Raw genomic sequence first — 21,333 nt, 5'->3', positions numbered from 1 at the left:
CGCGGCAGGTTGGTGGTGCCCCGTGGCCGGCCGTTCGAGCGGACTACCGGCTACGGGTTGGTGACTGGTGGAGCTCAGCCCCCGAGGGTGCCGGACTCGACGGACTTCCAGTCGTTGCCCTCGACCTTGTAGACGGTGAGCTGCTTGTTGGTGGCGTCACCGAACTCGTCGAAGGAGACCTTGCCGGTCACGCCGTCGAAGGAGACGCCCTGGACTGCGGCGAGGACCTTGGCGCGGGCGTCGGCGGGGAGCTTGCCGTTGTTGCCGTCGACGGCGGCCTTGACGGCCTCGATGATCGCCCAGGCGGAGTCGTAGGAGTAGCCGCCGTATGCGGCGAAGGGCTCCTTGTATCCGGCCTTGGCGTAGTTGGCGACGAACTCCTTGGCGGAGGGCAGGCTCTCGACGGGGGCGCCGACCGAGGTGGCGAGGTCGCCCGCGGCGCCGGCGCCGGCGAGCTCGACGTACTTCTTGTCGTAGATGCCGTCGCCGCCGATGAGCGGGATGGCGGTGCCGGAGGCCTTGATCTGCTTGGAGAGCGGGCCGGCCGCGGGGTACTCGCCGCCGTAGTAGACGACGTCGGCGCCGGAGCTGCGGACCTCGGTCACGACGGCGGAGAAGTCCTTGCTCTCCGGGTCGATGTGGCCTTCGCCGACGACCTGGCCGCCGAGCTTGGTGAATTCGCCCTTGAAGGTGCCGGCGAGGCCTGCGCCGTAGGTCTTCTTGTCATCAATGATGAAGACCTTCTTCTTGCCCGCCTTGTTGAAGAGGTACTGCGCCGCGAACGGGCCCTGGACGGCGTCCGTGGTGGCGGTGCGGAAGTAGCTCTTGTAGGTGCGGACCTTGTCGCCGGTCGCCCACTTCGGCCCCTGGGTGAGGGAGGGGCTGGTGTTGGCGGGGGAGATCTGGGCGAGCTTGGCGTCGTCGAAGACCTTCTGCATGGACTCCGAGACCGAGGAGTTCAGCGGGCCGACGACTCCGAGGACCTCCTTGTCCGCGACGAGCTTGGTGGCGTTCTGCTGGCCGGAGGAGGCCTGGGCCTGGTCGTCGAGGGCCTGGATCTTGAAGGTGACGCCCTTGACGTACTTCTTCTCGTTGGCCTGCTTGGCGGCGAGGTCGGCGGAGTTCTTGATGCCGAGGCCGAGGGCCGAGAGGTCGCCGGTCAGGGGGGCGTCTACGCCGATGACGACGGTGGTCTCGCCACCGTCGCCGGTGCCGCCGGCCTTGTCGTCACGCGAACCGCAGGCGGTGAGGGTGAGGGCGCCCGCGGCGAGGGCGGCGGTCACGGCAATGAGAGAACGCTGACGCACGATCAGTCCTTTCCTGGCACTGCGTCCCCCGTGGGACGCACCGTGTCGAACGCGGGGAACCGAACTGATGGGAATCCGGCTGGTCGCGGTGACTGGCCGTGACTCTAAGCGGGTCTGAGGACGTTATGGAGGGCTGAGGCCAATGATGTGACTCTCTTGTTATGCCACGGCGTAATAAATAACGGATCTCTGGGGGTGGAACGGGGGAATTCCGGCCGGTTCGTCTTGTCCGCATGGTGAGACGCGTGAGGACCGTCTGGTGATGTGGGTCCTGTCCTGCCAGGACTCTGGGCCCTTTTGGTCATGACGGCAGAGGGGTGCCCTCGTCTCGCTTCTCGGGACAGGCCCTGGTCAGAGCCGTGGAAAGATCTCTGGCATATCGGTCACCGGGGATGTAGCTGTGCTCTTCTTTCTGGAATCCATTACTCAGGGTTACTTCCAGGAGGGGGAGTCCAGAATTCCGTGCTACATGCATGCAGTCGGCCACCTGAATGCGGACGACGAGGTCGCGCGTCTCACCGGCCGCCACGGTGGCCGGAAGGGATGGCTCGATCTCGACGGTCAGCGCCCGCGAAGGCTGCGTCAGCCGCTCCAGGGTGACGGCCGGCCCGGACGCGGTCCGCACACGCACGGTGAAGGCGAAGGCGCTGCCCGGGGGAGCCGGCCCGGCCGGATCGACGTAGACGAGGGAGAAGACCTGCGAGGGGGCGGGCGGCGTGTACGGGGCGGGCCGCGGTCGGGCGGCGTAGAGCGCGGCGCCGGTGGCGATCACGGCCGAGGCGCAGGCCAGGGCCGCGGTGGCCAGGACGGCCCGCCGGTGGCTCGCGTAGAGCTCGCGGGCCCACCGCGGGCCCGGGGGCGTACGGGGTCCCTGCGGCGGGCCCTCCTGGGCCTCGGTGCCCTCGCCGGGCTCGATCGGGCTGATGCCTGCGCTCACTGCCAGGGACCGCCGGTCGGGACGCCGGAGCGGTGGCGCTCGGCGCAGCGGCGCAGCGCCTCCCGGGCGGTGAGCTCGCGGGCGGCGTCCGGGCCCTTGGCGCGCTGTTCGGCGCGGGCGTCGGTGAGGACGGCGCGGAGGATCTCGTACTGGCCGCCGGACAGGCCCATGGCCTGGTAGTCGAGGCGGACGGCGTCCTCGCCCTCGCCGGCGCCGAGGATCACGCCGGCCCAGTGGGTGATCAGGTCGGTGCACAGCTGCTGGGGCGGGGTGGGCCGGGGGGTCTCGGCGGGCCCGGAGGGCGGGGGGCCGGCCGCGGGGTCGCCGGGGGCGCAGCCGAGCGGTGCGGCGGCCAGCAGCGCCGCCGTCGCCGCCGCGGCCAAGGCGCGCCGCGGCGCCGGTCCGGATCCCATGCGGGAACGCTAGACCGGCGTCGCTGTGAGGGCAACGGCTAGTTGTTGCCGTCCTGTTGCGGGTTCAGGTCGCGCAGGAGGCAGGTGAGGCGGGCGGTGCAGACCCGGCGGTCCTGCTCGTCGGTGATGACGACCTCGTAGGTGGCGGTGGTGCGGCCCCGGTGTACGGGGGAGGCGACGCCGGTGACCAGGCCGGACCGTGCGCCGCGGTGGTGGGTGCAGTTCAGGTCGACGCCGACGGCGATCTTGGTGCTGCCGCCGTGCATCATCGCGCCGACCGAGCCGATGGTCTCGGCGAGGACGGCGGAGGCTCCGCCGTGCAGGAGTCCGTACGGCTGGGTGTTGCCCTCGACGGGCATGGTGGCGACGACGCGCTCGGCGGACGCTTCGAGGATCCGGATGTCCATCCGCTTGCCGAGGTCGCCCGCCGAGAAGAGCGAGGGCAGGTCGATGCCCAGGGCCGTGTACTCGTCGAGGACCTCCTGCGGGAACTTCACCGCGTGCTGCTCGCCCTGCTGCTCGCCCATGGGCCGACTCCGTTCGTCAACGTTCGTTAACCATCTTGTCCTGCTTGTACTAGGGGCGTTCTATCAGGCCGGCTCGAAGCGCACGACGACGGACTTGCTCGCCGGGGTATTGCTGGTGTCGGCGGTGGAGTCGAGCGGTACGAGGACGTTGGTCTCGGGGTAGTAGGCGGCGGCGCAGCCGCGGGCGGTCGGGTAGTGCACGACGCGGAAGCCGGGGGCGCGCCGCTCTACGCCGTCGTGCCATTCGCCGACGAGGTCGGTGTAGGAGCCGTCGGCGAGGCCGAGCTCGGCGGCGTCCTGGGGGTTGACCATGACGATGCGGCGGCCGCCGGTGATGCCGCGGTAGCGGTCGTCGAGGCCGTAGATGGTGGTGTTGTACTGGTCGTGGCTGCGCAGGGTCTGCAGCAGGAGGCGGCCCGCGGGGACGCGCGGGTACTCCACGGGGGCGGCGGTGAAGTTGGCCTTGCCGGTCTTGGTGGGGAAGCGGCGTTCGTCGCGCGGGGCGTGTGGCAGCCGGAAGCCGCCCGGGTGGGCGATGCGGGTGTTGAAGTCCTCGAAGCCGGGGACGACGCGGGAGATCCGGTCGCGGATGGCGGCGTAGTCCCGCTCGAACTCCTCCCAGGGGGTCGTGGAGGCCTCGCCGAGGACGGCGCGGGCCATGCGGGCCACGATCGCGGGTTCGGAGAGCAGGTGGGGGGAGGCGGGGGCGAGGTTGCCGCGGGAGGCGTGGACCATGCCCATGGAGTCCTCGACGGTGACGAACCGCGCTGTGCCCTTTTTGCCGGGGGCGGCGGCCTGGAGGTCCTTGTCGGTGCGGCCGAGGGTGGGCAGGATCAGGGCGCGCCGGCCGGTGACCGCGTGGGAGCGGTTGAGCTTGGTGGAGACGTGCACGGTCAGGGAGGCGCGGCGGATCGCGGCCTCGGTGACCTCGGTGTCGGGGGTGGCGCCGACGAAGTTGCCGCCCATGGCGAAGAGCACCTTGGCCTCGCCGTCGCGCAGGGCCTCGATGGAGCGGACGACGTCGAAGCCGTGCGCGCGGGGCGAGGTGATGCCGAATTCCTTGTCGAGGGCGTCGAGGAAGGCGGGCGCGGGGCGTTCGAAGATGCCCATGGTGCGGTCGCCCTGGACGTTGGAGTGGCCGCGCACGGGGCAGACGCCGGCGCCGGGGCGGCCGATGTCGCCGCGCAGGAGCAGCAGGTTGACCACTTCGCGGATGGTGGCGACGGAGTGCTTGTGCTGGGTCAGGCCCATGGCCCAGCAGACGATGGTGCGCTTCGAGGCCAGGACCATGGCCAGGGCGCGCTCGATCTCGGGGCGGGTCAGGCCGGTGGCGGTGAGGGTCTCGGCCCAGTCGGCTTCCTTGGCGGCGGCCGCGAATTCCTCGTACCCGTGGGTGTGCTCGCGGATGAACTCCTCGTCGGTGGCGCCGTCGGCCTCCAGGACGAGCTTGTTCAGGAGGCGGAAGAGGGCCTGGTCGCCGCCGATGCGGATCTGGAGGAAGAGGTCGTTGAGGGGGGTGCCCTTGAGCATGCCGAAGGGGTTCTGCGGGTTCTTGAACCGCTCCATGCCGGCCTCGGGCAGCGGATTCACCGAGATGATCTTCGCGCCGGCGGATTTGGCCTGTTCCAGCGCGGTCAGCATGCGCGGGTGGTTGGTGCCCGGGTTCTGGCCGGCGACGATGATCAGGTCGGCCTGGTGGAGGTCTTCGAGGGAGACGCTGCCCTTGCCGATGCCGATCGTCTCGTTCAGCGCGGAGCCCGAGGACTCGTGGCACATGTTCGAGCAGTCGGGGAGGTTGTTGGTGCCGAACTCGCGGACGAAGAGCTGGAAGAGGAAGGCCGCCTCGTTGCTGGTGCGGCCCGAGGTGTAGAAGAGGGCCTCGTCCGGGGAGCCGAGCGCCCCCAGCTCCTGCGCGATGATCTCGAAGGCCCGCTCCCAGCTCACGGCCTCGTACCGGTCGCCGCCCGGCGGCAGGTACATCGGCTCGGTGATCCGGCCCTGCTGGCCCAGCCAGTAGCCGGAGCGGGCGGCGAGATCGGCGAGCGGGTGCGCGGCGAAGAACGCGGGGGTGACCCGGCGCAGCGTGGCCTCCTCCGCGACGGCCTTGGCGCCGTTCTCGCAGAATTCGGCGGTGTGCCGCTTGTCGCCCTCGGGCCAGGCGCAGCCGGGGCAGTCGAAGCCGTCCTTCTGGTTGACCTTGAGGAGGGTGCGGGCCGTGCGGGCCAGGCCCATCTGCTGCTGCGCGACCTTCATGGTGTGGACGATGGCGGGCAGGCCCGCGGCCGCGTGCTGGGGGGGCGTCACCTGGGGTGCGTCCTGTACGGGATCCCCTACGGGCGGCTTGGTCGCCATGTCGCTCCCCTTCGAGCAGTCGAGCAGTCCCGCGTCGCAGCGGCAGTGCTGCACGAAAACGCGGATACACCTCGATCCTGTCACGGCCCCCGGACATCGCCGTCGCCGGAATTGTCACCGCGGCCGCCTAGGATCGGGGGCGTGGCAGATTCAGCATCGAAGAAGACCGACCAGCCGACCGCAGCGGACCGCCCCCGCCTGATGCTCATGGACGGGCACTCCCTGGCGTACCGGGCGTTCTTCGCGCTACCCGCGGAGAATTTCACGACCGCGACGGGGCAGCCGACCAACGCCATCTACGGGTTCGCGTCGATGCTGGCGAACACGCTGCGCGACGAGGCGCCCACGCACTTCGCGGTGGCGTTCGACGTCTCCCGCAAGACGTGGCGCTCGGCGGAGTTCCCGGAGTACAAGGCGAACCGCTCCAAGACCCCCGACGAGTTCAAGGGGCAGGTCGAACTGATCGGCGAGCTCCTCGACACGATGAACGTGCCGCGGTTCGCGGTCGACGGCTTCGAGGCCGATGACGTGATCGCGACGCTGGCCACGCAGGCCGAGGCCCTCGGGTTCGACGTGCTGATCGTCACCGGCGACCGGGACTCCTTCCAGCTGGTCTCCGAGCACACCACCGTGCTCTACCCGACCAAGGGCGTCTCCGAGCTGACCCGCTTCACCCCGGAGAAGGTCGAGGAGAAGTACGGGCTCACCCCCCAGCAGTACCCGGACTTCGCGGCGCTGCGCGGGGACCCGTCCGACAACCTCCCCGGCATCCCGGGCGTCGGCGAGAAGACCGCCGCCAAGTGGATCACCCAGTTCGGGTCGTTCGCGGAGCTCGTGGAGCGCGCCGAGGAGGTCAAGGGCAAGGCCGGGCAGAACTTCCGCGACCACCTGGACGCCGTGAAGCTCAACCGGGTCCTGACCGAGATGGTCAAGGACGTGGCCCTGCCCAAGACCCCGGCCGACCTGGCCCGCGTCGCCTACGACCGCTCGGCGATGCTCGGCGTCCTGGACGTACTGGAGATCCGCAACGCCTCGCTGCGCGAGCGACTGCTCGCCGTCGACCCGGGCGCGGCCGAGGAGCAGGCCCCGGCCCCGGCGGCGGCCGCCGTCGAGCTGGACGGTTCCGTGCTCGGCGCCGGCGAGCTCGCGCCGTGGCTGGAGGCCCACGCGGGCGCCCCGCTCGGCATCTCCACCGTCGACAGCTGGGCGCTGGGCAGCGGCAACGTCTCCGAGATCGCGCTGGCCTCGGCCGGGGGAGCCGCCGCCTGGTTCGAGCCGTCCGCGCTGGACGAGGCCGACGACCGGGCCTTCGCCGCGTGGGCCGCCGACGCCTCCAAGCCCAAGGTCGTGCACAACGCCAAGGGCCTGATGCGCGTCTTCCCCGAGCACGGCTGGACCCTGGCCGGGGTCGCCATGGACACCGCGCTCGCCGCCTACCTGGTCAAGCCGGGCCGGCGCTCCTTCGCGCTGGACGTGCTGTCCCAGGAGTACCTGCACCGGGAGCTGGCGCCCGCCGCCGCCGACGGGCAGCTCGCCTTCGGCGCCGACGACACCGCCGAGGCGGAGGCCCTGATGGCGCAGGCCCGCGCCGTCCTGGACCTCGGCGACGCCTTCGCGGTCAAGCTGCCCGAGGTGGGCGCAACCGAGCTGCTCCACGACATGGAGCTGCCCACCTCCGAGCTGCTGGCGCGGATGGAGCGGGCGGGCATCGCCGCCGACCAGGGCCACCTCGAGGCGATGGAGCAGCAGTTCGCCGCGGCCGTGCAGCAGGCGGTCAAGGAGGCGCACGCGGCGGTGGGCCACGAGTTCAACCTCGGCTCGCCCAAGCAGCTCCAGGAGGTGTTCTTCGGCGAGCTGGACCTGCCGAAGACGAAGAAGACCAAGACCGGCTACACCACGGACGCCGACGCGCTGGCCTGGCTGGCCACGCAGACCGACCACGAACTGCCCGTGATCATGCTCCGTCACCGGGAGCAGGCCAAACTGCGCGTGACCGTCGAGGGCCTGGTCAAGACGGTCGCCGCCGACGGCCGGGTGCACACCAGCTTCAGCCAGACCGTCGCCGCGACCGGCCGGCTGTCCTCCACCGACCCCAATCTGCAGAACGTGCCGGTGCGCACCGACGAGGGCCGGGCCATCCGCCGCGGCTTCGTCGTCGGCGAGGGCTTCGAGTCCCTCATGACCGCCGACTACAGCCAGATCGAGCTGCGCGTCATGGCGCACCTCTCCGAGGACGAGGGCCTGCTCGAAGCGTTCCTGTCCGGCGAGGACCTGCACACCACGGTCGCCTCCCAGGTGTTCGGGGTCGAGCGGTCCGCGGTCGATGCCGAGATGCGGCGCAAGATCAAGGCCATGTCCTACGGCCTGGCGTACGGGCTCTCCGCCTTCGGCCTCGCCCAGCAGCTGAACATCGAGCCCGGCGAGGCCCGCGGCCTGATGGAGACGTTCTTCGAGCGGTTCGGCGGGGTCCGGGACTATCTGGGCCGCGTCGTCGAGGAAGCCCGCGCCACCGGCTACACGGCGACGATCCTCGGTCGCCGCCGCTACCTGCCGGACCTCAACAGCGACAACCGTCAGCGCCGCGAGGCCGCCGAGCGGATGGCGCTGAACGCGCCGATCCAGGGCACCGCCGCCGACATCGTCAAGGTCGCGATGCTGCGGGTGGACAAGGCGGTCGCCGGGGCCGGCCTGAAGTCGCGGATGCTGCTCCAGGTCCACGACGAAATCGTGCTGGAGATCGCCCCCGGCGAGCGCGAGAAGGTGGAGGAGCTGGTGCGCCGCGAGATGGCCGCCGCCGTCGACCTGCGGGCCCCGCTGGACGTGTCCGTGGGCGTCGGCCCCGACTGGGAGTCCGCCGCGCACTGATCCCCGCGCCGTTCGGTCCGGGCAGCGCCCGTCCCCGCCTAAGCGGGGACGGGCGTTCGCGTCTCCTCGTCCTTGTCCTCGGCCGTGTTCCCGGCCGTGTTCCCGGCCTCGTCCGGGAGGCCGGGGCCCCGCCGGTGGCGCAGGCGCACGAGGACCCCGTACAGCAGCAGGGCCACGGCGAGGCCGCCGCCCGCGCCGAAGCAGACGGTCGGGATGATGTCGAGCGGCGTGCGGATCCGGTCGAAGAAGGTGAAGAAGCGCAGCACGCGCATCGTGACCCCGACCGCCACGCACACCAGGACCAGGGCGAGCGCCCCCCACACCTCGGCCCGGCCGAGGACCGGGACGGACGCGGGGGCCGGCGAGTCCGGCAGCCGGCGCAGCGCGGTCGCCGTGAACCACAGCAGCGCGCACGCCGCGAGCGCCGAAGTTCCGTACTGCAGGTACGAGTAGAGCGGCAGGCCGAAGGCGAGCGGTTCGCCCAGCTCCGGGAGCGTGCGCGTCCCGAAGCGGTCGATGTGCGTGAAACTGTCCCACACCACGTGCGTGAGGGATCCGGCGACCGCCGAGAGGTAGAACCACAGGGCCAGCGCGGGCAGTCGGCGCCCGCGCCACTCCTCGCCCCGGACGAAGGCGTGCACCCGGCCCCGCCGGCCGCGCGGCAGGAGCGCGATCAGGGGTTCGCGCAGCAGCAGCCAGCACGCCGCGAGGACGGCCGTCAGCACCGCGTCGGCCGTCACGACGCCTGCCAGGGAGTGCGTGAAGGTGCCGTACGGCCTGAGCCCCGAGACGATCGTGTCCGCGAAGTAGAAGGTGTCCGGGGCGAACGACCCGAGGACCAGGGCGGAGGCGACGAGGGGGCCGCGCGCACGCCCGGTCCTGCGGAGGCCCGGAAGCACGGCGGCCGCGTGGCTGAGAGTGAACGGCATGACACCTCGACTCGACTGGACTGTTTGATCAGTTCGTCCAGTATGAGTGACCTGCGCGAGGCGTGGGGATGTCGTGAATTCCCACCCGCGATGCGTGCCCCGCGCAGCGAGTTGACGTAGGGTCACGCGGACGTCGAGGGGGAGGGGGCCGGCTCATGGCGGCTCGCTTTCGGATGACGGCGCGGATACCGGGCCGGTTCGGGCGGGTGCTGCGCAAGGGCGGGGCCGCCGTGCTGGTCTCCGCCCTGGCGGCCGCCGCGTTGACCGCCTCGCAGGGGCCGGCCGCCGGCCACCGTACGGCGGTGGCCGCGGCGGACGAGGGCGCCGCACCGGATCCCGCCGCGGACGGATCCGCCGGGGACACCTCCTACTTCACCGCCCTCCCGCCGCTCGTGAGCCCCGAGCCGCCGGCCGTGCTGCTCTCCGAGGACGGATCGGCGCCGCCGCCCGCGCAGGGCGCGGCGGCGGACGCGCGGTCCAACGCCAACGAACCCGTGGCCATGGGCGGGGCGGAGGGGGCGCAGGGGATACCGGCGAGCGTGCTCGCCGCGTACCGGCGCGCGGAGCAGGCGGTCGGCGAACGCGACCCCGGATGCGGCCTGCGCTGGCAGCTCCTCGCGGCGATCGGCAAGGTCGAGTCCGGACAGGCGCGCGGGGGGCGGGTCGACGCCGCCGGTACGACGCTGCGGCCGATCCTGGGTCCCGTGCTCGACGGCAACGGCTTCGCGAACATCTCGGACACGGACGGCGGCGCGTACGACGGGGACGCCCGCCACGACCGGGCGGTCGGGCCGATGCAGTTCATCCCGTCCACGTGGGCCGCGTGGGGCCAGGACGGCAACGGCGACGGAAAGCGCGACCCCAACAACGTGTACGACGCCGCGCTCGCCGCGGGCCGCTACCTGTGCGCCGGCACGCGGGACCTGCGGGTGGACGCGGACCTGGACCGGGCGGTGCTGTCGTACAACCAGTCCTCGGCGTACCTGCGGACGGTCCGGTCGTGGTTCACGTACTACCTGAAGGGGACGCACGAGGTCCCGGACGGAGCCGGCAGCGGCGGCACGGTGGTGGCGGTCCGGCTTCCGGTCGGGGGGCCGGTACGGGGGCCGCAGCCTATACACATCTGACGCGGCCCACGAGCGACCCTCTGGAGACGTCGGTGGCAGCGCCCCCGCGGCCGGCGCCGCCCCCGCCCCCGCGCCGCGGGAGGGGGAACGGCCCGGTTGTCGGCGGGCGACAGTAGGGTGGCTGGCATGGCCGACCCTTCCAGCTACCGTCCCGAGCCGGGACAGATCCCCGACTCCCCGGGGGTCTACAAATTCCGCGACGAGCACCGCCGGGTGATCTACGTCGGGAAGGCCAAGAGCCTGCGCCAGCGGCTGGCCAGCTACTTCCAGGACATCGCCGGGCTGCACCCCCGTACCGCCACCATGGTGACCACGGCCGCCTCCGTCGAGTGGACCATCGTCTCCACCGAGGTCGAGGCGCTGCAGCTCGAGTACTCCTGGATCAAGGAGTTCGACCCCCGGTTCAACGTCAAGTACCGGGACGACAAGAGCTACCCCTCCCTCGCCGTCACCATGAACGAGGACTACCCGAGGGTCCAGGTCATGCGCGGCCCCAAGAAGAAGGGCGTCCGCTACTTCGGCCCCTACGGGCACGCCTGGGCCATCCGCGAGACCGTCGACCTGATGCTCCGGGTCTTCCCCGTCCGCACCTGCTCCGCCGGGGTGTTCAAGCGCTCCGCCCAGATCGGCCGCCCCTGCCTGCTCGGCTACATCGGCAAGTGCTCCGCGCCCTGCGTCGGCCGGGTCACCCCCGACGAGCACCGCGAACTGGCCGAGGACTTCTGCGACTTCATGGCCGGCCGCACCGGCACCTACCTCTCCCGCCTCGAACGCGAGATGCACGAGGCCGCCGAGGAGATGGAGTACGAGAAGGCAGCGCGGCTGCGCGATGACATAGGGGCCCTGCGCCGGGCGATGGAGAAGAACGCGGTCGTGCTCGCCGACGCCACCGACGCCGACCTGATCGCGGTCGCCGAGGACGAGCTCGAAGCCGCCGTGCAGATCTTCCACGTGCGCGGCGGCCGGGTCCGCGGCCAGCGCGGCTGGGTCACCGACAAGGTCGAGGCCGTCGACACGGCCGGGCTCGTCGAGCACGCCCTGCAGCAGTTGTACGGGGAGGAGAAGGGCGAGGCCGTGCCCAAGGAGGTGCTGGTCCCGGCGCTCCCCGAGGACGCCCCCGCGCTCGCGCTGTGGCTCGCCGAGCGGCGCGGCTCCCTCGTCAGCCTGCGCATCCCGCAGCGCGGGGACAAGAAGGCGCTGATGGAGACCGTCCACCGCAACGCCCAGCAGTCCCTCGCCCTGCACAAGACCAAGCGCGCCGGCGACCTCACCACCCGCTCGCGGGCCCTGGAGGAGATCGCCGAGGCGCTGGAGCTGGACGGCGCGCCGCTGCGCATCGAGTGCTTCGACATCTCGCACCTGCAGGGCGACGACGTGGTGGCCTCGATGGTCGTCTTCGAGGACGGACTGGCCCGCAAGGGCGAGTACCGGCGCTTCCAGATCAAATCCTTCGAGGGGCAGGACGACGTCCGCTCCATGCACGAGGTGGTCTCGCGGCGCTTCCGCCGCTACCTCCAGGAGAAGCTGAAGACGGGGGAGTGGTCCCCCGAGGACGCCGAGGACGCCGAGGGCGGGCAGCCGGCCCCGGCCGAGGACGACGGGCGGCCCAAGCGCTTCGCCTACCCGCCGCAGCTCGTCGTGGTCGACGGCGGGCAGCCGCAGGTGGCCGCCGCCAAGCGGGCGCTGGACGAGCTCGGCATCGACGACGTCGCCGTGTGCGGCCTGGCCAAGCGCCTCGAGGAGGTCTGGCTGCCGGGGGAGGACGACCCGGTGGTGCTGCCCCGCACCAGCGAGGGCCTGTACCTGCTCCAGCGGGTGCGCGACGAGGCCCACCGCTTCGCCATCCAGTACCAGCGCAACAAGCGCGGCAAGCGCCTGAAGTCCGGCCCGCTCGACGAGGTGGCCGGGCTCGGCGAGAGCCGCAAGCTGGCCCTGCTCAAGCACTTCGGTTCGATGAAGAAGCTCCGGCAGGCGACAATCGACCAGATCTGCGAGGTCCCGGGCATAGGCCGCAAGACGGCCGAGACCGTGGCCGTGGCCCTCGCCCAGGCGGTTCCCGCCGGTCCCGCCGTCAACACGGCGACCGGGGAGATCATTGAGGATGAGATCCCCGCACCAGCGGGAACGGCATCCGAACGGGGGACCGAGCAATGACCGAGCACGATTCCGCATCCGAGCACGATTCCGCATCCGAGTACGACCGAGACGGAGCACAGGTGAGTACGGGCACGACAGTGGAGCCCGGAGATACCGCCGAGGCGGCCATCCCCGAGCTGGTGATCATCTCCGGAATGTCCGGGGCCGGCCGCAGTACGGCGGCCAAGTGCCTGGAGGACCTCGGCTGGTTCGTCGTCGACAACCTCCCGCCGGCGCTCATCACCACCATGGTGGAACTGGGCGCCCGCTCGCAGGGCAACGTGGCGCGCATCGCCGTCGTCGTCGACGTCCGCGGCCGCCAGTTCTTCGACGCCCTGCGCGAGTCCCTCGCCGACCTCGAGAGCCGCGGGGTCACCCGGCGGATCGTCTTCCTGGAGTCCTCGGACGACGCCCTCGTACGCCGCTTCGAGTCGGTCCGCCGTCCGCACCCGCTGCAGGGCGACGGCCGCATCGTCGACGGCATCGCCGCCGAGCGCGACCTGCTGCGCGAGCTGCGCGGCGACGCCGACCTGGTCATCGACACCTCCAGCCTGAACGTGCACGAACTGCGCGCCAAGATGGACGCCCAGTTCGCGGGCGACGAGGAGCCCGAGCTGCGGGCCACCGTCATGTCCTTCGGCTACAAGTACGGCCTTCCCGTCGACGCGGACCTCGTCGTCGACTGCCGCTTCATCCCCAACCCGCACTGGGTCCCGGAGCTGCGCCCCTTCACCGGGCTCAACGAGGAGGTCTCGGCCTACGTCTTCAGCCAGCCCGGGGCCAAGGAGTTCCTCGACCGCTACACCGAGCTGCTCCAGCTCATCGCCGCCGGCTACCGCCGCGAGGGCAAGCGGTACGTGACCATCGCGGTCGGCTGCACCGGCGGCAAGCACCGCAGCGTCGCGATGTCCGAGAAGCTCGCCGCCCGCCTCGCCTCCGAGGGAGTCGAGACCGTCGTCGTCCACAGGGACATGGGGCGCGAGTGACCGGACGCACGCTGCGGCTCCGTCGACTGCGCCGGCTCACCTCCGGCAAGGACGAAGTCGGCGGCCGCACGGGCCTGCGCCGCGGCGAGGCCCCCAAGGTCGTCGCGCCCAAGGTCGTGGCGCTCGGCGGCGGCAGGGGCCTGTCGGCCTCGCTGACCGCCCTGCGCCGGATCACCGGCGACCTCACCGCCGTCGTCACCGTCGCCGACGACGGCGGCTCCAGCGGACGCCTGCGCGAGGAGCTGGGCGTGCTGCCGCCCGGCGACCTGCGCAAGGCGCTGGCCGCGCTGTGCGGGGACGACGACTGGGGCCAGACCTGGGCGCGGGTCATCCAGCACCGCTTCCAGTCCCAGGGCGCCCTGCACGAGCACGCCGTGGGCAATCTGCTGATCGTCGCCCTGTGGGAGCAGCTCGGCGATCCGGTCCAGGCCCTGGACCTGGTCGGCAAGCTGCTGGGCGCCCACGGCCGGGTGCTGCCGATGTCGGCGGTCCCGCTCGAGCTCCAGGCCCTGGTCAAGGGCCACGATCCGGCCAGACCCGACGACGTGGACACCGTGCGGGGACAGGCCACGGTGGCGCTGACCCCCGGCGAGGTGCTCTCCGTACAGGTGGTGCCGGCCGACCCGCCGGCGGTGCCCGAAGCGGTCGCGGCGGTGCTCGACGCGGACTGGGTGGTGCTCGGTCCGGGCTCCTGGTTCTCCTCCGTGATCCCGCACCTGCTGGTGCCGGAACTGCTCGACGCGCTGGTCGAGACGAAGGCCCGGAAGGTCCTCTCGCTGAACCTCGCTCCGCAACCCGGCGAAACAGAGGGCTTCTCTCCGCAGCGTCATTTGGAGGTTTTGGCCCGACACGCCCCTAAACTCGCCCTGGACGTGGTGCTGGCCGATCAGGCCGCCGTGCCCGACCGCGAGTCCCTCGCCGATGCCGCAAAACGGTTCGGCGCCGCGGTCGAGCTGGCGCCGGTTGCCAGGAAAGACGGCTCTCCGAAGCATGATCCGGAGCTGCTCGCCGCCGCGTACGACCGTATTTTTCGGATGCATGGAAGGATCGGCCCATGGCGATGACGCCCGCGGTGAAGGATGAGATCGCCCGCCTGCCCGTCACCCGCACCTGCTGCAGGAAGGCGGAGGTCTCGGCGATCCTTCGGTTCGCGGGCGGGTTGCACCTGGTGAGCGGCCGGATCGTCATCGAGGCGGAACTGGACGCGGGAATCGCGGCCCGCCGCCTGCGCAAGGACATCCTGGAGATCTTCGGCCACTCCTCGGACCTGGTGATCATGGCCCCCGGCGGCCTGCGCCGGGGCAACCGGTACGTGGTCCGCGTGGTCGCCGGCGGTGACCAGCTGGCCCGCCAGACCGGCCTGGTGGACGGCCGCGGCCGCCCGATCCGGGGTCTTCCCCCGCAGGTGGTCTCCGGGGCCACCTGCGACGCCGAGGCGGCCTGGCGCGGGGCCTTCCTGGCCCACGGCTCGCTCACCGAGCCGGGGCGGTCCTCCTCGCTGGAGGTCACCTGCCCCGGTCCGGAGGCCGCGCTGGCCCTCGTCGGCGCCGCCCGCCGGCTCTCGATCGCCGCCAAGGCCCGCGAGGTACGCGGCGTGGACCGGGTCGTCGTACGGGACGGGGACGCCATCGGCGCCCTGCTGACCCGGCTCGGCGCCCACGACTCGGTGCTGGCCTGGGAGGAGCGGCGGATGCGGCGCGAGGTGCGCGCCACCGCCAACCGCCTCGCGAACTTCGACGACGCCAACCTGCGCCGCTCGGCACGGGCCGCGGTGGCCGCCGGGGCCCGGGTGCAGCGCGCCCTGGAGATCCTCGCCGAGGAGGTCCCCGAGCACCTGGCGGCGGCCGGCCGGCTGCGCATGGAGCACAAGCAGGCCTCCCTGGAGGAGCTGGGCGCGCTCGCCGACCCGCCGCTGACCAAGGACGCGGTCGCGGGCCGGATCCGCCGCCTGCTGGCGATGGCGGACAAGCGGGCGCAGGACCTGGGGATCCCCGGCACCGAGTCGAACCTGGACCTCAGCGACAGCGAGGAGCTGGCCGACAACATGGCCGGCTAAGACCGCCCCGGGCCGGATGGCGGCCGACTGGCGGAATCGATGACTCCGGAAGGGGTCCGCGCGATCACTCGTGCGGGCCTCTTTCCGTAGGCCCCATTGACATGAGCATGGGCTGGTCGTGAGCCTGTCGTCCGAAGCTTTCGTGGCAGACGACGCCCAGGGGGGCACATGAGGCACCGCGCGAGATCGATCCTCGCCGCAAGCGCACTCGTCTTCGGCACCACACTGGCCGCACTACCCGCGGCGGCCCACGCTCAGGCCGAAGCGGCCGGGAAGACCGCCGCCGACGAGGTGCGGGTCTACGACGCCGACATCACCAAGGAACAGGTCCCGATCGTGCTGGCCGCCGGCCAGGACGCGCACGAGCTCTCCGAGCGCGCCCCGGACACCGGGACCGCACACGTCGAGCTCTTCCTCACCGGCGGGCAGGCCAAGGAGCTGGCCGCCCAGGGCGTCAAACTCGCCGAGCGCAAGGTCCCGGCCAAGGCCGCGGCGCGCTCCCTGGCGGCCGGCGACGGGGTCTTCCGCCCCTACAGCGGCAAGGGCGGCCTCCAGGAGGAGATCCTGCGCACGGCGCAGGAGAACCCCGGCCTGACCAAGGTCGTCTCCATCGGCAAGACCGTCCAGGGCAAGGACATCCTCGCCCTCAAGGTCGCCAAGGATGCCAAGAAGTCCAGGGACGGCAGCAAGCCCTCCACGCTCTTCATGTCGAACCAGCACGCCCGCGAGTGGATCACCCCCGAGATGACCCGGCGGCTGATGCACCACACGCTGGACAACTACGGCAAGGACCCGCGGATCACCAAGCTGGTGGACTCCACCGAGCTGTGGTTCCTGCTCTCCGCCAACCCGGACGGCTACGACTACACCTTCGCCGCCGACGGCCAGCGGCTGTGGCGCAAGAACCTGCGCGACAACAACGCCGACGGGAAGATCACCGCGGGCGACGGCGTCGACCTCAACCGCAACTTCGCCTACAAGTGGGGCTACGACAACGAGGGCTCCTCGCCCAACCAGTCGAGCGAGACCTACCGGGGCGCCAAGGCCGCCTCCGAGCCCGAGACCGTCGCCCTCGACACGTTCCAGAAGCGCATCGGCTTCGACTACGCCGTCAACTACCACTCGGCCGCCGAGCTGATCCTGTACGGCGTGGGCTGGCAGGTGGCCACCCCGACCCCCGACGACGTCGCCTACAAGGCGCTCGCCGGCACCCCGGAGAACCCGGCGATCCCGGGCTACTACCCGCAGGTCTCCTCGGAGCTCTACACCACCAACGGCGAAGCGGACAGCCAGGCCGCCAACGCCAACGGCATCATGATGTTCACGCCGGAGATGACCACCTGCCAGACGGCCTCCGCGATCGACCCGAACGACGCGTGGAAGCCCGAGGACTGCGCCTCGGGCTTCAACTTCCCGGACGACGAGAAGCTCATCCAGGCGGAGTTCGCCAAGAACGTCCCCTTCGCGCTCTCGGTGGCCGAGAGCGCCGAGCGCCCGGACCAGCCGAAGTCCTCCTTGGGCCTGACCGCCGCGGACTTCACGCCGGACCCCTTCACCACCTCCTACGCGGCCCGCGGCGAGGACCAGAAGGTCGCCGTCACGGCCCGCAAGGCGCTGAAGGACAAGGAGCTGAACTACCGGGTCAACGGGGGACGCACCCACGACGAGGACCTCAAGGCCTGGAAGGGCGGCGAGGTCTACGGCGGCGAGGACAACAACTGGTTCGACGAGTACCGGGCCGAGGTCGAGGGCACCAAGCCCGGCGACAAGGTCGAGGTCTGGTTCACCGGCCGCGACCGCTCGGGCAAGCAGGTCTCCAGCGAGCACTTCACGTACACGGTGGCCGAGCGGCCGCGCGCCGAGGTGCTGGTGGTCGCCGAGGAGGGCGCCCCGGCCAAGCACGCGCAGGAGTACGTCGACGCCCTGCGCGCCAACGGGAAGAGCGCGGCTGTCTGGGACGTGGCCGTGCAGGGCGCCCCGCACCACCTCGGCGCCCTCTCCCACTTCCGCACGGTCGTCCACTACACGGGGGCCAAGTCCCCGGGCGGTGACACCCAGCTGGCGGTGCGCGACTACCTGAACGAGGGCGGCAAGCTGATCGAGGCCGGTGAGCTGGCCGGCGGCAACGCCCAGGTCGGCCGCGCCGTGACCAACGACTTCAGCCAGTACTTCCTCGGCGCCTACGGCCGCGCGAACGTCGCCGGCCCCACCGGCTTCGCCGGAGCGGGCGCCCTGGGCGGTGCCAAGGGATCCCTCGGCGGGGCCGCGGACAACCCGCTGGACCGCCCCGGCTCCTACCAGGTCACCTCCGACACCCTGCCCGCGGCGCAGTTCCCGCAGTTCAAGAGCGCGCAGGCGGGCCAGTACACCGGAGTCCTGAACCCCTACGCCCCCCTCGTCGGCAGCTGGATGGCCTCGGCCACCCACGATGACGACGACTGGAAGCGCCTGACCCGCACCATCGACCTCACCGGCGTCAGCGCGGCCGACAAGCCGCAGCTCAAGCTGGCGCTCAACTGGAACACCGAGGAGGGCTACGACCACGCGGTGCTGGAATCCCGTACCGCGGGCGGCGACGACTGGACCACGCTGCCCGACGCGGGCGGTCTGAGCGGCACCACCGTCCCGGAGGAGTGCGGGGCCGGCTTCTTCATCAACGACCACCCGTTCCTGCGCCGCTACCTCACGCTCGACTCCGGGGGCTGCGCCCCGCAGGGCACCAGCGGCACCTGGAACTCCTTCACCGGCTCCTCCAACGGCTGGAAGCAGGTCTCCTTCGACCTGAGCGCCTACGCCGGCAAGAGCGTCGAGGTCTCCCTCTCCTACATCACCGACCCGGGCTCGGGCGGCCGCGGCGTGTTCGCGGACGAGGCGCGGCTGTCCACCGGCGGGACCGACCAGGCGGCCGAGGGCTTCGAGACCTCGCTCGGCGTCTGGACCGCCCAGGGCGCACCCGCCGGAAGTCCCGATGTTCCGGGCGACTGGTCCCGGACGGGGGAGCTGTTCAAGTCCTACGCGTCGGTGACTACGCGTGACACCGTGCTCCTCGGCTTCGGCCTGGAACACGTGCCGGCGGCGGCGGACCGCGCGCTACTCGTCGGTAAGGCTCTGCGCTCGCTGAACCGCTGATCAGAGGCACCCTCCGCGCTCACCCTGAGTGACCGGGCACAAAGTCCCCGAGGTCCCGTACCCGTCCCGGAGTGCGGGCCCTCGGGGCGTGTCAGACGATGGTCGATGTCACTCCGAAGCTCACGGAGAGGTAGGGTCGTAAGCGGTCGGGGACATCCCATACAGCTCGCCGGCGGACAGGCCGGCGCACCAACGAGGAGATCGGTTCGTGACGATCCGCGTAGGCATCAACGGTTTTGGCCGAATTGGCCGCAACTACTTCCGTGCGCTCCTGGAGCAGGGAGCGGACATCGAGATCGTCGGTGTCAACGACCTGACTGACAACGCCACCCTGGTGCACCTGCTCAAGTACGACACGATCCTGGGCCGCCTCAAGGCCGAGGTCAGCCACACCGACGACACCATCACCGTCGGCGGCAACACCTTCAAGACCTTCGCCGAGCGCGACCCCGCGAACCTCCCCTGGGGTGAGCTCCGCGCCGACATCGTCATCGAGTCGACCGGCATCTTCACCAAGAAGGCCGACGCCGCCAAGCACATCGCGGCCGGCGCGAAGAAGGTCCTCATCTCGGCTCCGGCCAAGGACGAGGACATCACGATCGTGATGGGCGTCAACCAGGAGAAGTACGACGCGGCCAACCACCACGTCATCTCCAACGCCTCCTGCACCACCAACTGCGTGGCGCCGATGGCCAAGGTCCTCCTGGAGAACTTCGGCATCGTCAAGGGCATGATGACGACGGTCCACGCGTACACGAACGACCAGCGCATCCTGGACTTCCCGCACTCGGACCTGCGCCGCGCCCGCGCCGCCGCCGAGAACATCATCCCGACCACCACGGGTGCCGCCAAGGCCACCGCGCTGGTCATCCCGGAGCTGGCCGGCAAGCTCGACGGCATCGCGATGCGCGTCCCGGTTCCCACCGGTTCCGTGACCGACCTGGTCATCGAGCTCGAGCGCGAGGTCACCAAGGACGAGGTCAACGCCGCGTTCCAGAAGGCCTCCGAGGGCCAGCTCAAGGGCATCCTGGACTACACCGAGGACGCGATCGTCTCCTCCGACATCGTGAACTGGCCGTTCTCCTGCACCTTCGACTCCTCCCTGACCATGGTCCAGGGCAAGAGCGTCAAGGTCATCGGCTGGTACGACAACGAGTGGGGCTACTCCAACCGCCTCGTCGACCTGACCGTGTTCGTCGGCGGTCAGCTCTAAGCACCAAGGCAGCAGGCACGACAATGTGAGCACCGGGGCTCGGGCAGCGCGACGAAGCGCTGTACGGGCCCTGTTGCTTGCCTTGTACCTCTCACCCCGCACGGATACAGGATCCGGCCGGGGAAAAGGAGTAGAAACAGCAATGAAGACGATCGACGAACTTCTCGCCGAGGGCGTGTCCGGTAAGCGGGTCTTCGTCCGCGCCGACCTCAACGTGCCGCTTTCGAACGGCGAGATCACCGATGACGGCCGCATCCGCGCCGTGCAGCCGACCATCGCGAAGCTCGCCGAGGCCGGCGCCCGCGTGATCGTGGCCTCCCACCTGGGCCGCCCCAAGGGCGCCCCGGACCCGGCCTTCTCCCTCGCCCCCGCCGCGGCCCGCCTCGGCGAGCTGCTGGGCACGGACGTCGCGTTCGCCACCGACACGGTCGGCGCCTCCGCCAAGGAGACCGTCGCCTCCCTCGCCGACGGCCAGGTCGCCGTCATCGAGAACCTGCGCTTCAACGCCGGTGAGACCGCGAAGGACGACGCCGAGCGCGGCGCCTTCGCGGACCAGCTCGCCGAGCTGGCCGACGTCTACGTCGGCGACGGCTTCGGCGCTGTCCACCGCAAGCACGCCTCGGTCTTCGACCTCCCCGCGCGCCTCCCGCACGCGGCCGGCTACCTCATCGCCACCGAGGTCGGCGTCCTGAAGAAGCTGACCGCCGAGGTCAAGCGCCCCTACGTCGTCATCCTCGGCGGCGCCAAGGTCTCCGACAAGCTCGCCGTCATCGACGAGCTGCTCGGCAAGGCCGACCGCCTCCTCATCGGCGGCGGCATGGCGTACACCTTCCTCCACGCCAAGGGCTACGAGGTCGGCATCTCCCTGCTCCAGAAGGACCAGGTGGACGTCGTCAAGGAGTACATGACGCGCGCCGAGGCCAACGGCGTCGAGCTGGTCCTGCCGGTCGACATCCTCACCTCCAAGGACTTCCCGGACCTGAAGACCAAGGCCCCGGCCGAGTTCATCACGGTGGACGCGGACAAGATCCCCGCGGACCAGGAGGGCCTGGACATCGGCCCCAGGACCCGCGAGCTGTACGCCTCGAAGATCGCCGACGCCGAGACCGTCTTCTGGAACGGTCCCGTGGGCGTCTTCGAGCACCCCGATTACGCCGGCGGCACCCGCGCCATCGCGCAGGCCCTCGTCGACAGCAGCGCCTTCACCGTCGTCGGCGGTGGCGACTCGGCCGCCGCCGTGCGCACGCTGGGCTTCGACGAGAACGCTTTCGGCCACATTTCGACCGGTGGCGGCGCCTCCCTCGAGTACCTCGAGGGCAAGACGCTCCCCGGCCTCGCCGCACTGGAGGTCTGAAC

Annotated in this window: 14 protein-coding genes and 1 pseudogene; 9 read left to right on the top strand and 6 right to left on the bottom strand. The window is 71.1% G+C overall.

From position 1 onward, the window contains the following. Window positions 1-74: 74 nt before the first annotated feature. The 5 genes from DRB96_RS20480 to DRB96_RS20465 form a co-directional block, all read right to left on the bottom strand. Window positions 75-1,307, bottom strand: coding sequence for a branched-chain amino acid ABC transporter substrate-binding protein (locus DRB96_RS20480; RefSeq protein WP_112449757.1), 1,233 nt, complete (start codon window positions 1,305-1,307; stop codon window positions 75-77). A gap of 301 nt (window positions 1,308-1,608) precedes the next feature. Further along, window positions 1,609-2,244 (bottom strand): Tat pathway signal sequence domain protein, encoded by a 636-nt coding sequence (locus tag DRB96_RS43105; protein ID WP_112463460.1) that lies wholly within the window; start codon window positions 2,242-2,244, stop codon window positions 1,609-1,611. Continuing rightward, window positions 2,241-2,657 carry a hypothetical protein gene (locus tag DRB96_RS43100; protein ID WP_162689082.1) on the bottom strand — a complete coding sequence of 139 codons (417 nt, stop codon included), beginning with the start codon at window positions 2,655-2,657 and terminating at the stop codon, window positions 2,241-2,243. Before DRB96_RS43100 ends, DRB96_RS43105 begins: the two co-directional genes overlap by 4 nt. Before the next feature lie 38 nt (window positions 2,658-2,695). Next, window positions 2,696-3,184 carry a hotdog fold thioesterase gene (locus tag DRB96_RS20470; protein WP_112449756.1) on the bottom strand — a complete coding sequence of 163 codons (489 nt, stop codon included), beginning with the start codon at window positions 3,182-3,184 and terminating at the stop codon, window positions 2,696-2,698. 63 nt (window positions 3,185-3,247) lie between these two features. Continuing rightward, complete coding sequence (locus DRB96_RS20465; protein ID WP_112453591.1) at window positions 3,248-5,536, bottom strand: FdhF/YdeP family oxidoreductase; 2,289 nt, start codon at window positions 5,534-5,536, stop codon at window positions 3,248-3,250. A gap of 141 nt (window positions 5,537-5,677) precedes the next feature. Between DRB96_RS20465 and polA the strand changes: the two genes are divergently transcribed. Continuing rightward, on the top strand, window positions 5,678-8,401 hold the full coding sequence (polA, locus tag DRB96_RS20460; RefSeq protein WP_112449755.1) for a DNA polymerase I: 2,724 nt from the start codon (window positions 5,678-5,680) through the stop codon (window positions 8,399-8,401). 38 nt (window positions 8,402-8,439) lie between these two features. Here polA and DRB96_RS20455 read toward each other — a convergent pair whose 3' ends face one another. Then, a complete protein-coding gene (locus DRB96_RS20455) occupies window positions 8,440-9,330 on the bottom strand; it encodes a DUF4184 family protein (RefSeq protein WP_112449754.1) in 891 nt (296 codons plus the stop codon). Between the two features lie 185 nt (window positions 9,331-9,515). Between DRB96_RS20455 and DRB96_RS20450 the strand changes: the two are divergent. From DRB96_RS20450 to DRB96_RS20415, 8 genes and pseudogenes are all read left to right on the top strand, one after another. Then, window positions 9,516-10,382: pseudogene (locus tag DRB96_RS20450) on the top strand (lytic transglycosylase domain-containing protein); the annotation flags it as partial. Between the two features lie 201 nt (window positions 10,383-10,583). Beyond that, window positions 10,584-12,611, top strand: coding sequence for an excinuclease ABC subunit UvrC (uvrC, locus tag DRB96_RS20445; protein ID WP_112449753.1), 2,028 nt, complete (start codon window positions 10,584-10,586; stop codon window positions 12,609-12,611). Next, entirely contained in the window at window positions 12,608-13,579 is a 972-nt protein-coding gene (rapZ, locus tag DRB96_RS20440; protein WP_112449752.1) for an RNase adapter RapZ, read from the top strand. Before uvrC ends, rapZ begins: the two co-directional genes overlap by 4 nt. Beyond that, window positions 13,576-14,643 carry a uridine diphosphate-N-acetylglucosamine-binding protein YvcK gene (gene yvcK, locus DRB96_RS20435; protein WP_112449751.1) on the top strand — a complete coding sequence of 356 codons (1,068 nt, stop codon included), beginning with the start codon at window positions 13,576-13,578 and terminating at the stop codon, window positions 14,641-14,643. The genes rapZ and yvcK overlap by 4 nt, the downstream gene beginning before the upstream one ends. Next, on the top strand, window positions 14,634-15,635 hold the full coding sequence (whiA, locus tag DRB96_RS20430) for a DNA-binding protein WhiA (RefSeq protein ID WP_112449750.1): 1,002 nt from the start codon (window positions 14,634-14,636) through the stop codon (window positions 15,633-15,635). The genes yvcK and whiA overlap by 10 nt, the downstream gene beginning before the upstream one ends. 168 nt (window positions 15,636-15,803) lie before the next feature. Continuing rightward, the gene (locus tag DRB96_RS20425; protein WP_112449749.1) at window positions 15,804-18,764 is read left to right on the top strand and encodes a M14 family metallopeptidase; all 2,961 of its coding nucleotides are present in this window, start codon (window positions 15,804-15,806) and stop codon (window positions 18,762-18,764) included. A 208-nt stretch (window positions 18,765-18,972) separates the two neighbouring features. Then, entirely contained in the window at window positions 18,973-19,977 is a 1,005-nt protein-coding gene (gap, locus tag DRB96_RS20420; RefSeq protein WP_112449748.1) for a type I glyceraldehyde-3-phosphate dehydrogenase, read from the top strand. A gap of 142 nt (window positions 19,978-20,119) precedes the next feature. Then, window positions 20,120-21,331 (top strand): phosphoglycerate kinase, encoded by a 1,212-nt coding sequence (locus DRB96_RS20415; protein ID WP_112449747.1) that lies wholly within the window; start codon window positions 20,120-20,122, stop codon window positions 21,329-21,331. Window positions 21,332-21,333 lie beyond the last annotated feature (2 nt).

The organism is Streptomyces sp. ICC1 (genome assembly GCF_003287935.1).
Taxonomy (GTDB): domain Bacteria; phylum Actinomycetota; class Actinomycetes; order Streptomycetales; family Streptomycetaceae; genus Streptomyces; species Streptomyces tritrimontium.
The sequence above is the reverse complement of the archived record's forward strand: the minus strand, read 5'-3'. Positions and strand labels throughout refer to the sequence as shown.